This window comes from Gordonia sp. WA4-43, assembly GCF_020520305.1.
GTDB lineage: Bacteria > Actinomycetota > Actinomycetes > Mycobacteriales > Mycobacteriaceae > Gordonia > Gordonia hongkongensis.
Genome location: NZ_CP084736.1, coordinates 1049120 through 1061588 on the forward strand (window position 1 = coordinate 1049120; position 12469 = coordinate 1061588).

7 protein-coding genes and 2 rRNA genes are annotated in these 12469 nt (G+C 65.5%); all 9 read right to left on the reverse strand.

What is annotated here, in order from left to right; all coding sequences use genetic code 11:
- Nucleotides 1-135: 135 nt before the first annotated feature.
- The 9 genes from LEL84_RS04875 to LEL84_RS04915 all read right to left on the reverse strand — a co-directional run bounded on the left by LEL84_RS04875 (nt 136) and on the right by LEL84_RS04915 (nt 12234).
- A complete protein-coding gene (locus tag LEL84_RS04875) occupies nt 136-1071 on the reverse strand; it encodes a copper transporter (RefSeq protein ID WP_065629797.1) in 936 nt (311 codons plus the stop codon).
- Between the two features lie 3 nt (nt 1072-1074).
- Nucleotides 1075-2262 (reverse strand): putative cytokinetic ring protein SteA, encoded by a 1188-nt coding sequence (gene steA / locus LEL84_RS04880; protein ID WP_058253215.1) that lies wholly within the window; start codon nt 2260-2262, stop codon nt 1075-1077.
- Between the two features lie 102 nt (nt 2263-2364).
- Nucleotides 2365-4119: a DNA repair protein RecN gene (recN, locus tag LEL84_RS04885; RefSeq protein ID WP_226513463.1), complete on the reverse strand. Its 1755-nt coding sequence runs from the start codon at nt 4117-4119 to the stop codon at nt 2365-2367.
- Between the two features lie 2 nt (nt 4120-4121).
- Nucleotides 4122-5141 (reverse strand): NAD kinase, encoded by a 1020-nt coding sequence (locus tag LEL84_RS04890; RefSeq protein WP_058253151.1) that lies wholly within the window; start codon nt 5139-5141, stop codon nt 4122-4124.
- Nucleotides 5142-5211: 70 nt separating this feature from the next.
- Nucleotides 5212-6099: a TlyA family RNA methyltransferase gene (locus tag LEL84_RS04895; RefSeq protein ID WP_226514245.1), complete on the reverse strand. Its 888-nt coding sequence runs from the start codon at nt 6097-6099 to the stop codon at nt 5212-5214.
- A 52-nt stretch (nt 6100-6151) separates the two neighbouring features.
- Entirely contained in the window at nt 6152-6442 is a 291-nt protein-coding gene (locus LEL84_RS04900; RefSeq protein WP_226513464.1) for a hypothetical protein, read from the reverse strand.
- A gap of 11 nt (nt 6443-6453) precedes the next feature.
- Complete coding sequence (locus LEL84_RS04905) at nt 6454-8670, reverse strand: HAD-IIA family hydrolase (protein ID WP_226513465.1); 2217 nt, start codon at nt 8668-8670, stop codon at nt 6454-6456.
- Nucleotides 8671-8802: 132 nt separating this feature from the next.
- A 5S ribosomal RNA gene (gene rrf, locus LEL84_RS04910) occupies nt 8803-8919 on the reverse strand.
- A gap of 186 nt (nt 8920-9105) precedes the next feature.
- A 23S ribosomal RNA gene (locus LEL84_RS04915) occupies nt 9106-12234 on the reverse strand.
- Between the last annotated feature and the right edge of the window lie 235 nt (nt 12235-12469).

Sequence of the window (12469 nt, forward strand, 5' to 3'; positions counted from 1 at the left end):
GTCTCCCGTCGGCCGAATCGGGGCCGATGCCCTGATTACCTACGGGACTCCAGGGTAACACCACCGACGCCCGACGCCGCACCGCCACACCGTCGACGGGTGTGGCGGTACTCGCGTGCGGTGGCGGACTCGATCTCAGGCAGCCGGTCGTCCGTCGGCACCGACGGTGATCGCGGTCGCGCCCGGTCCGGTGCCGTAGGAGCCGGTCGTCCCGTCGGCCTCGGCGGCCAGGGCGAGGATCGTCGTGATGAGACCCGTCGGCTGGTCGATGTTGTCGACGGTCGAGACCGCGTTGGCCAGCGACGGATCCGAGCGGACGATGGCGATCGGCGACCCGCCCGCCGCGGAGCCGGTGCGTCCGACCAGTACCCCGCCGACCCCGCGTGCCGACAGCGTGGCGGCCAGGCGGCCGACCAGCGTGCCCTGCGCACCGGAGTCCGGACCGAACTCGTCACCGGTCACCACCACCACCAGATCGGTCGGGGTGATCGCGTTGTCGGCGTAGTCGATGAACCCACCGTCGCGCAGTGTCGCCAGCCCGGTCCGACGGTCCCCGGACGACGCCGGTCGCGCTGTCTCGTTCGACAGCACGAGGGCCCCGAGCAGGTCCCCGACCCGGCCCCCGGAATCGGTCAGTTCCGCGCGCAGCATCGTGCCCGGCGGAATGGTCTGGTCGACGATCGTCCGCAGTTCCTCGGACTTGCCGTCGGTGAGCAGTGCGTCGGTCAAACCGATCTGTCCGCCGAATCGGGCACCGGCACCCGAGATCGATTCTTTGACCGCATCGACATCGGCGTCCGCCGCGTTCGGTGCGGTGACCACCAGCACGGACTGCCCCTTGAGCTTGTTCGCGATCAGCCGGGGTGTGATGGCGAGGTCGAAGCTGTTGGAGGCGTTGAGCTTTGCGTTGAGATCGTCGCGCTCGCTCTCCAGGTCGCCGATGCGGTCACGACTCGTGCCGGTCATCGAGTTGACGCGGTCCCCGACGAATCCCGAACCCAGGAACAGTCCCAGGGCGAGCGCGAGGAAGACCGCGACCAGCGAGATCGCATGCTGTCGTAGCGAGATCATCGGCTACCGGTTCCAGACCTCTCGAGCCCAGTCGAGCAGCGCATTCCACTGCACGACGATCCAGTCGGTGATGTCGGTGCCCGCGTTCGACAGCAGCACGGCGGCGATGACGGCGACGAGTGCCGCGAGCACGACACACGCGATCGCGGCACCGGACACCCGACTGCGGTAGAGCGTGGCGACCGCCTTCGCGTCGACGAGCTTCTGGCCCACCTTCAGTCGGGTCAGGAACATCGACGGATTGCTCTCCCGGCGCGACCGGTCGAAGAAGTCGTCGAGCGATCCCGGGTAGCCGACGGTGACGATCAGGTCGGCGCCGTGGTAGTCGGTGAGCAGCAACGCGAGGTCGCCGGCCGACCCGGCGGCCGGGAACGTGGTGGCCCCGATGCCGAGGTCCTGAATGCGTTCGAGCCCGGTCGCGTGTCCGTCGGTGTCGGCCGGAAGCACCAGCTGTGCACCGGATTTCAGCGTCGGAGTCTTCATGGTCTCGGGATCGCCGACGATGATCGACGGCTTGTACCCGGCCTTCATCAGCGTGTCCGCACCGGCTCCGACGCCCACCATGACGGGCTGGTACTCCTTGATGAACGGTTTCAGCGAGCGGAGGTCGGCGGCACGGTCGGCACCTTCGCCGACGATGACGACGTGACGGCCTGCGACGTCGACGTCGATCTCCGGCACACCGACCCCGTCGATCAGCAGCGGCGACTCGCTGCGGATGAACTCGATCGTGTTGCCCGAGAACGCCTCGAGATGGTCGACGAGGCCCGCCTTGGCACCGATCATGATGTCGGCGATGTCGCGCTCCTCGAGCTCGGTACCGAGAGCGAGTCGCCGTTCGCCGACGAGGAGCCGGTCGTTGTGGACCCGCACCTTGGCACCGTCCTTGACCCGCTTGAAGATCTCCGGACCCACATCGTCGAGCAGCACGATGCCGGAGGCCACCAGGACCTCGGGTCCGAGGTTGGGGTAGCGGCCGGTGATCGACCGCGAGGCGTTGACCACGGCCACGACGTTGGCCTCGACGAGCGCGTCGGCGGTCACCCGGTCGAGGTCGACCTCGTCGAGAATGGCGATGTCGCCCGGCCCGACGCGGTTGAGCAGCCGTTTCGTGTTCTTGTCGATTCTGGCGATACCGGTCACGCCAGGCAGTTCTTCGGTGTTACGCGCGAGCAGTGCAGGCATCTTCATGACGGCCATGATCGGCCGAAGGCACGCCTCAGCCGGGGAGGCGCGCCGTAACAGCAGCAACTTTTGTCACACACGCATCATGTGTTTCACCGTCCGCGGTGCTCAGTCGGCGGCGCGCTCCGCCTCCGCGGTGGCCAGCAGTTCCTCGGCATGGGCGCGCCCGGTGTCGGACTCCCCCAAGCCCGCGAGCATGCGGGCCAACTCCGCCACTCGCTCGCTGCGATCGAGCGTGCGCACACTGCTGGTGACGAGCGCCCCCTTCTTGCTCTTGCCGATGACCAGGTGGTTGTCGGCGAACGCCGCGACCTGAGGGAGGTGGGTCACCACGATCACCTGGTGTGCTCGTGCCAGCCTCGACAACCGCTTCCCGATCTCCACGGCCGCGCGACCACCGACCCCGGCGTCGACCTCGTCGAAGACCATCACCGATCCCGAGGTGGGTGCGGCGAGGACGACTTCGAGGGCGAGCATGACCCTCGACAGTTCGCCGCCCGACGCCGACTTCGCGATGGGCAGCGGCGTGGCGCCGGGATGGGCGAGAAGTGCGAACTCGACCTTGTCCGCGCCGTCGGCGCCGGCGTGCGCGGCGGTGCCCGCGACGGTGACGGCCAGCCGGTCGTCGGGCGTCGCCGCGTCCGGGTTGACCGCGACCGCCAGCGCCGAGTCGCCCATCGCCAGTCCCTTGAGCTCGCGAGACACCTTGTCGGCCATCGACTTCGCGGCCTTCGACCGCAGCGTGTGCAACTTGTCCGCCGCGGCCTGCACCTTGTCCCGGGCCGCCGTCGCGGCGACCTCGAGTTCTTCGATGGAGGCCCGTGGGTCCTCGATCTCCGCGAGCCGGGCCTCGGCCTTGTGGCGCCAGTCGATCACCCCGTCGACATCCGGCGCGTACTTGCGGACGAGCGTCTTCAGCTCGGCCTGACGGGCGAGCAACTTGTCGAGCTCCTCGGCGTCGGCGGGTAGGCCCGACGTGAAGGCGGTCAGTTCGGCGCCGACATCGGTGATGACGGTGAGCGCCTCGGCGACGCGCGGTACGAGATCACGCAGCGTGTCGTCGGCCGCGGTCTCCAGCAGCGTGCGCACCGTTCCGAGTCCTTCGATGACCGATGATCCCGAATCCCCGGCGACGATGGCGTGCGCCTGGTCGGCGGCACCACGGATGGACTCCAGGTCGGAGAGCCGACGGATCGTCGCGGTCAGCTCCTCGTCCTCGCCGGGCACCGGATCGACGGCGGCGATCTCGTCGATGCCGAACCGCAGCCGGTCGGCTTCCTGCGCGAGTTCGCGGTAGTTGGCGCGCCGGGCGTCGAGTTCGTCGAGGACCTCGACCCAGGCCATTCGTGCCTTCCGGTATGAGTCCAGCGCCGCAGCCGCCTTCGGGCCGGCGAACGTGTCGAGTGCCGCGCGCTGGTGTTCGGGCCGGAGGAGCCGCAACTGGTCGTTCTGGCCGTGGATGGCCAGGACCGCCGTGGTGAGTTGGCCCATGACGCCCACCGGGACGGACCGACCGCCCAGATGGGCGCGGGATCGTCCGTCGGCGCTGACGGACCGGACCGCGATGACGGTGTCGTCGTCGTCGAGTTCGGCTCCGGTGGAGTCCAGGATGTCGGCGACGACCGGATCCCGGTGCGCTCCGCCGTTGTTCGCGAGCCGGAACCGGCCCTCGACGACTGCCTTGGGGCTGCCGGTCCGGACGCGCGTCGCGTCGGCGCGGGCACCGGACAGCAGGTGCAGGCTGGTGACGATCATCGTCTTGCCCGCTCCGGTCTCGCCGGTGAGCACCGTGAATCCCGGATGGAAGCGCGCCTGCGCCTCCTCGATGACACCGAGACCGGTGATCGAGATCTCTTCGAGCACGACTATGCCTGCCTCCCTCGCCATCCCGTGACCGGGAGGGCGAACTTGGTGACCAGTCGGTCGGCGAAGGGGTCGGAATCGATCCGGATCCAACGCACCGACCGTTCGCTGCGCACCACCTCGACCCGCGCTCCCGCGGGCACGTCGAGTGCGCGTCGGCCGTCGCACAGCGCCAGCGCAGACCGCCCGTTCTTGTCCACCTCCACCGCGATCCGCGATCGCGGACTCGTCACCATCGGCCGGGCGAACAGGGCGTGGGCGTTGTTCGGCACGACCAGGATGGCCTCGAGGTCGGGCCACATCACCGGCCCGCCGGCGGAGAACGCGTAGGCCGTCGATCCGGTCGGTGTCGACACCAGCACTCCGTCGGCGCCGAAGGCCGAGACCGGCCGGCCGTCGACCTCGGTCACGAGCTCGAGGACACCGTTGTTGCTCGTGTTCAGGACCGCGACCTCGTTGAGCGCCCAGCTGCACGCGGTCGGCGGATCCGGGTCGGCCGGGTCCACGATGGCGATGTCGAGGGTCATCCGCGGTTCGATGCGGTAGTCCCGGGCGATCAGCTGGGTCATGACCTCGTCGACGCGATGCGCCTCGGCCTCGGCGAGGAAGCCGATGTGTCCGAGATTGATACCCAGGACCGGGACCTCGGCGGGATAGGCCAGCTCGGCGGCCCGGAGGAAGGTGCCGTCACCGCCCAGGACGATGACGAGTTCGCAGCCCTCTGCCGTCGCGGACTCGGCCGTCGTGACCTCGACGACCGCGCCGAGCGAACGCAGGTATTCAGGGTCGACCGGAACGTTGCGGGGACGGGGCGACTCGCCCTCGTTGTTCCGGTACAGCACATCGTGATCGGGGGCGTCGCGGTCGAGGGTGTCGTGGTCGACCACGCGCAGCGCGACGTCGGCGGCCGCGCAGTGGCGCGCGATCGCCTCGATGGTCTCGAGCACGTTCTCGCGTCCGGTGTGGGCGACCACCAAGAACTCACGGGCACCGGTGTGGTCCGGTGCCGGATCGTCGGTCACTGGTGATCCCCTCCATCGAAGTGCGGTCTGGCACAAGTGCGGTGTCGGTACGGACACGCGGACCCGACGGTCAGCGCGGACCCGCGGCGACCGCCTGTTCGATCATGGCCCGGAGTTCGTCCGGGGACCCGGCGAGGCGATCCGCGTCGGTCGAGTCCGCCCGGTCGACCCTATCGCCCCACCCCGACTCCTCGCCCGTCCGGTCGACGTGCTCGTTGTGCAACCACAGGAAGTACTCGACGTTCCCGGACGGCCCCGGCAGCGGGCTCGCCACCACACCGCGCGTCCGCAGTCCGTGCGCGGCGGCCTCGGTCGCCACCCCGAGTACCGCCTCGGCGCGCAGCGCGGGATCGCGGACCACGCCGCCCGACCCCACCCGGTCCTTGCCGACCTCGAACTGCGGTTTGACCATCGGCAGCAGGTCGGCGCCCGGCGCGCAACAGCGGGCCAGCGCGGGCAGCACCAGGCCCAACGAGATGAACGACAGGTCGGCGACCACGACGTCGACCGGGCCGCCGATGGACCCGGGCTCGAGGTGCCGGACGTTCGTCCGGTCATGGACCACGACGCGCTCGTCGTTCTGCAACCGCCAGATGAGTTGTCCGTATCCGACGTCCGCGGCGACCACCTCGCGGGCCCCGCGGCGCAGCAGCACATCGGTGAATCCCCCGGTCGATGCGCCGGCGTCGAGGCACCGACGCCCTTCCACCGTCAGGCCACCCGGCTCGAACGCCTCGAGCGCACCGAGGAGCTTGTGCGCGCCTCGTGACGCCCAGTCGTCTCGCGGACCCTCGTCGACGACGATCGGGGTGTCACGGGTGACCCCGGTGGCCGCCTTCGACGCGATGGTCCCGTTGACCCGGACCGACCCGGCATCGACGAGCTCACGCGCCTGCTCGCGCGATCGGGCGAGACCTCGGCGGACGAGTTCGGCATCGAGTCGTGCTCTGGCGACCATGGTCAGAACCGCTCCCTCGTGGACGACTCCGGCGTCCGCACCGAGGCCGGTCTCATCGTCGGTCCACGGCGTCGAGGGCCGCGGTGAGCGAGTCATGGGCCTGCTCGAGAAGCGCCGCCTGCCGTTCGAGCGCCGCCAGCGAGAAGGCGTCACCCGCCGATTCACGGATCTCGTCGACCTGCGCGAGCATCTCGGTGACCTCGGCCTCCACGTCGGGCAGCTCCCCGACCCCATCGGCGGTGGCGAATGCATCGGCGACGGGGTCGAACTGCCGACGCGGCATCGCTCCCGGCGTGGGCCGGGACGGTCCTGGGTCAGCCGCGGAGGCGGTCGGGTGAGTCATCGTGGACCACGCTAGCCGACGACTGTGACACCGAGGGACTCGAGCTTGGTCCTCGCGGCCCCCTCCGCGATCACCCGCAATTCGTCCGGATCCGCGGACCCCGCATCGACCGCGGCCCAGGTGGCGGCGGCGAGCGCGGGCACCAGTCCCGCCTCCGCGCCGGAACCGGCGACCCGCACGGTCGAACCCTCGACGGTGATGTCCCAACCGGGCTGGTCGGACACCCGCACGGCGTCGATGTCGACGAACAGGCCGGCGAGGTCGTCGAGAACGTAGGTGGGCCGCTGCTCCGGGGGCGCCGACAGCAGATCGTCGACCGTGCTCACACCGGTCAGGACCAGAGCGCTCTCGATACCGACGGCATGGCCGCCCTCGATGTCGGTGTCCAGCCGGTCCCCGACCACGAGCGGCGCACTCGCCCGAGCACGCGCGATCGCGTCGGCCATCAACGGTGCGGCGGGCTTGCCGGCCACCATGGGCTCCTTGCCCGTCGCGTTGCGCAGCGCGGCGACCATTGAACCGTTCCCCACGAGCAGGCCCCGCTCGGACGGCAGGGTGGCGTCGATGTTCGTCGCGATCCACAGCGCGCCGGCCCGGATCGCGAGCGCCGCCTCCGACAGTTGCGCCCAACCGGTGTCCGGCGAGTGTCCCTGGATCACCGCGGCCGGTCGGTCGTCGGCACTACGCGTCACCCCGACACCGACTTCGCGGACTTCCTGCGCGAGTCCGTCGGTACCGATCACCAGTGCACGCGAACCCGGCTCGAGATGTTCGGACAGCAGCCGCGCGCCCGACTGTGCACTCGTGACGACGAGGTCGTCGGTCGCCTCGAACCCCAGCTCACGCAGGTGCGCGGCCACCTCGGACGGCCGCCGGCTCGCGTTGTTGGTCACGAAGAACCGCGGGATGTTCAGCCGGGCGAGGGCATCGAGCGCATTCGGCAGCGCGTGGTGCCCGGCGAACACCGTGCCGTCGAGGTCGAGGAGCAGTGCGTCGTGACGATCGACAAGGGTCACGGAATCGGACGGCGATGTGATGGCGGGTTCGGCCGCAGACTCGGTTCCCGACGACTCGTCCAGGGTGGCGAGGGGATTGGGCACCCCTTCCACGATGGTCGACTCGGCGATCACGTCATCGCCGGCATCTCCCTCTTCCTCGGCAACGGCTGACACCGCCACCGAATTCGAGGTCTGTGACAGGTCGGCCGTACCCGGAACGGCCTCGATGGTGTCCTTCTCGATGGTGTCGTTCTCGATGGCACCGGACGCAGCAGGTGAATCGATTGCGGGAGTGACATCGGGCGCAGGCGCCGAGGCGGGCGGGATCGGGTCCGCATCGGAGTCGATGTCCCGCTCGACAGCCGGCACCGACAGCGGGCTGTCGAGCTCGCCTGGCGCAGCGCCGTTCACTCCCGCGCTCTCGGACGGCTGGTCGTCGTTGGCCAGTTCGGTCAGCCGGAACTCGGCATCGGTCACGTCGTCGACATCGGCGGCCGCCGCGTTCATGAACCAGGTGATCGCGTCGTCGCGACGACCGGCGGCCTCCAGGGCGGACGCATACGCGTAGAAGAGCCGGGCCGGGCCGGTACCGAGCTGCCCGGGCTTGAGGTTTTCGGCCTGCAGGGTGACGACGGCTTTCTCGGGTTCGCCGAGGTCCATGCGGGCACCGGCTTCGACGATCCGCATCTCGGTGGCATCGTCGCCGGTCAGTGACCGTCCCTCGTCACCGCGCGCGATCTCGACGGCACGTTCGGGGCGCCCGAGTCCGCGTTCGCAGTCGGCGATGAGCGGCAGCAGGGCCGGGTTGCCGGTGATGCGCTTGGCTGCGCGGAGTTCGGTCGCCGACTCCTGCCACTCGCCCGCGTTGTAGGCAGCGATGCCGACGGTCTCGCGAACGACGCCGACCCGGGAAGCACGGGCGCGAGCGGCACGTGCATGTTCCAGCGCCTGGACGGGATCCTCGAGCAGGATGCGCGACACCATCACCAGGTGCCGCGCGACGATCTCGGCGTTGGCCTTGTCGAGCGTCAGCAGATCACGGCGCACCTCGGGATCGAGATCCGACGCCGCGATGTCCTCGGGTAGCGGTGGCCCGGGCTGCCGGCTGCCGCGATCAGATCCGCGGTCACGCCCCGGACGATCATTCCGGCCACCTCGACCGCCATCCCGCTGTCCACGTGTGTCCCGCTGGCCGCGCCCGTCGCGGCGCGGACGATCACGATCACTCATAGCTGCCAATCTATGCCCTCGAACCTTGCTGAGTAGTGCCGCCCGGCGATGACGCATCAGGCGACCGACGCACGAAAAAGACCCCGTATCCGACGAAAGAAATCATCGAATACGGGGCCTTTCTGAAATTGTGTTCGGCGGTGTCCTACTCTCCCACACTGATTAGGGTGCAGTACCATTGGCGCTGGAGGGCTTAGCTTCCGGGTTCGGAATGGGGCCGGGCGTTTCCCCTCCGCTATAGCCGCCGTAACTTTGTGAAACAACACGCTCACGTAGTGTGCGTGTGTTTGTTTGTCACCTCTCACCACCCCGGTCACACCGTGGTGTTGTTGGGGGGTGTCCGGGGGGCGAAGCCACCCGGAGGAGTGTGTTGTTTCAGAAGTACATAGTGGATGCGAACACACCAAAACCGTGTTTGGTGATGTTGTGGGTGTTGTTGGTAAGTCCTCGGCCGATTAGTACCAGTCACCTGAACACATTGCTGTGCGTACAGTTCTGGCCTATCAACCCCATGGTCTGTGGGGGGCCTTAACCCCGCGAAGGGGGTGAGAAACCTCATCTTGGAACAGGCTTCCCGCTTAGATGCTTTCAGCGGTTATCCCTTCCGAACGTAGCTAACCAGCAGTGCCCCTGGCGGGACAACTGGCACACCAGAGGTTCGTCCGTCCCGGTCCTCTCGTACTAGGGACAGGTTTCCTCAAGTTTCTTACGCGCGCGGCGGATAGAGACCGAACTGTCTCACGACGTTCTAAACCCAGCTCGCGTGCCGCTTTAATGGGCGAACAGCCCAACCCTTGGGACCTACTCCAGCCCCAGGATGCGACGAGCCGACATCGAGGTGCCAAACCATCCCGTCGATATGGACTCTTGGGGAAGATCAGCCTGTTATCCCCGGGGTACCTTTTATCCGTTGAGCGACACCGCTTCCACTTGCCGGTGCCGGATCACTAGTCCCGACTTTCGTCCCTGCTCGACATGTACGTCTCACAGTCAAGCTCCCTTGTGCACTTACACTCAACACCTGATTGCCAACCAGGCTGAGGGAACCTTTGGGCGCCTCCGTTACCTTTTAGGAGGCAACCGCCCCAGTTAAACTACCCACCAGGCACTGTCCCTGAACCCGATCAGGGTCCGAGGTTAGAAGTCCAATACGATCAGAGTGGTATTTCAACAACGACTCCATGAACACTGGCGTGCCCACTTCACAGTCTCCCACCTATCCTACACAAACCGAACCGAACACCAATACCAAGCTATAGTGAAGGTCCCGGGGTCTTTTCGTCCTGCCGCGCGTAACGAGCATCTTTACTCGTACTGCAATTTCGCCGAGTCTGTGGTTGAGACAGCAGAGAAGTCGTTACGCCATTCGTGCAGGTCGGAACTTACCCGACAAGGAATTTCGCTACCTTAGGATGGTTATAGTTACCACCGCCGTTTACTGGGGCTTAAATTCTCAGCTTCACCACCGAAGTGATTAACCGGTCCTCTTAACCTTCCAGCACCGGGCAGGCGTCAGTCCGTATACATCGTCTTACGACTTCGCACGGACCTGTGTTTTTAGTAAACAGTCGCTTCTCTCTGGTCTCTGCGACCCACACCAGCTCAGACCGAAAAGATCGTCACCAGTCTGGGTCCCCCTTCTCCCGAAGTTACGGGGGCATTTTGCCGAGTTCCTTAACCACAGTTCTCTCGATCGCCTTAGTATTCTCTACCTGACCACCTGTGTTGGTTTGGGGTACGGGCCGTGTACCAACTCACTAGAGGCTTTTCTCGGCAGCATAGGATCATGGAATTCGCCACAACGGCTACGCATCACCTCTCAGGCTATGTGAGTGACGGATTTGCCTATCACTCGCCCTACAGGCTTACACCAGTACAACCACTGACTGGCCCCACTACCTTCCTGCGTCACCCCATCGCTTGCCTACTACCAGCCAAGGTCCCATGCATCACCCCACTCGGCACCCGAAGGTGCTCCCGGGGGATCAGGATGGTTAGTACAACTGATTCAGCATGGGCGCGGATACACGGGTACGGGAATATCAACCCGTTGTCCATCGACTACGCCTGTCGGCCTCGCCTTAGGTCCCGACTCACCCTGGGCGGATTAGCCTGGCCCAGGAACCCTTGGTCATTCGGCGGCAGAGTTTCTCACTCTGCTTTCGCTACTCATGCCTGCATTCTCACTCCCACACCCTCCACACCTGGATCACTCCGGCGCTTCCACGGATGCAGGACGCTCCCCTACCCACCCACACACCTGGTCGACCCTCCATAGAAGATCGACGGGCTAACGTGTGAGTGCCGCGGCTTCGGCGGTGTACTTGAGCCCCGCTACATTGTCGGCGCAGGATCACTTGACCAGTGAGCTATTACGCACTCTTTCAAGGGTGGCTGCTTCTAAGCCAACCTCCTGGTTGTCTTCGCGACCCCACATCCTTTTCCACTTAGTACACGCTTAGGGGCCTTAGCCGGCGATCTGGGCTGTTTCCCTCTCGACTACGAACCTTATCGCCCGCAGTCTCACTGCCACACTCTCACTTACCGGCATTCGGAGTTTGGCTGACGTCAGTAACCCTGTGGGGCCCATCGGCCATCCAGTAGCTCTACCTCCAGTAAGAAACATGTGACGCTGCACCTAAATGCATTTCGGGGAGAACCAGCTATCACGGAGTTTGATTGGCCTTTCACCCCTACCCACAACTCATCCCCTCCATTTTCAACTGAAGTGGGTTCGGGCCTCCACGACGTCTTACCGACGCTTCACCCTGGCCATGGGTAGATCACTCCGCTTCGGGTCTAGACCCGGCGACTCTCTCGCCCTATTCAGACTCGCTTTCGCTACGGCTACCCCACACGGGTTAACCTCGCCACCGAACACTAACTCGCAGGCTCATTCTTCAAAAGGCACGCCATCACCCGCCCCGAAGGCACAGGCTTTGACGGATTGTAAGCGTCCGGTTTCAGGTACTATTTCACTCCCCTCCCGGGGTACTTTTCACCTTTCCCTCACGGTACTAGTCCGCTATCGGTCACCAGGAAGTATTCAGGCTTACCGGGTGGTCCCGGCAGATTCACAGCAGATTCCACGAGCCCGCTGCTACTTGGGGACACCGTCACGCAAGACCATGTGTTTTCAGCTACCGGACTCTCACCGACTACGGCAGACCATTCCAGGCCACTTCACCTAACACACAGTTTTCTCACTCACGCTTCCACAGGCAGATGGAAGAAGACGAACCCCACAACCCCACACACACAACCCCTACCCGGTATCACATGCGCATGGTTTAGCCTCCTCCGCTTTCGCTCGCCACTACTCACGGAATCACAATTGTTTTCTCTTCCTATGGGTACTGAGATGTTTCACTTCCCCACGTTCCCCCCACACAGCCTATACATTCAGCTGGTGGTAACACGACATCACTCGTGCTGGGTTTCCCCATTCGGACACCCTCGGATCACAGCTCGTTTGACAACTCCCCGAGGACTATCGCGGCCTACCACGTCCTTCATCGGCTCCTGGTACCAAGGCATCCACCGAACGCCCTTACACACTTACAACAACACCTACAAACAACCCCCACAAGGAGGATCGAATGTAGACATCACACAAACACTCAAAACATTATCTGCTAAATCACAGACCAAGCACCCCAACAACGTTGGAGCATTGGTTGGAAATAAAGATGCTCGCATCCACTATGCACTTCTCAAACAACACACGCCGATCACCACTTGGCCGCTCCACACCCCATCACAGGATGCATCAGCACGACCTCACGATGACCAGCTCAGA

What these genes read in the sequence shown, in the direction of transcription:
- steA (WP_058253215.1), bottom strand. Translation starts at nt 2,262, where the DNA reads ATGAAGATGCCTGCACTGCTCGCGCGTAACACCGAAGAACTGCCTGGC.
- LEL84_RS04900 (WP_226513464.1), bottom strand. Translation starts at nt 6,442, where the DNA reads ATGACTCACCCGACCGCCTCCGCGGCTGACCCAGGACCGTCCCGGCCC.
- LEL84_RS04875 (WP_065629797.1), bottom strand. Translation starts at nt 1,071, where the DNA reads ATGATCTCGCTACGACAGCATGCGATCTCGCTGGTCGCGGTCTTCCTC.
- LEL84_RS04905 (WP_226513465.1), bottom strand. Translation starts at nt 8,670, where the DNA reads ATGAGTGATCGTGATCGTCCGCGCCGCGACGGGCGCGGCCAGCGGGAC.
- LEL84_RS04895 (WP_226514245.1), bottom strand. Translation starts at nt 6,099, where the DNA reads ATGGTCGCCAGAGCACGACTCGATGCCGAACTCGTCCGCCGAGGTCTC.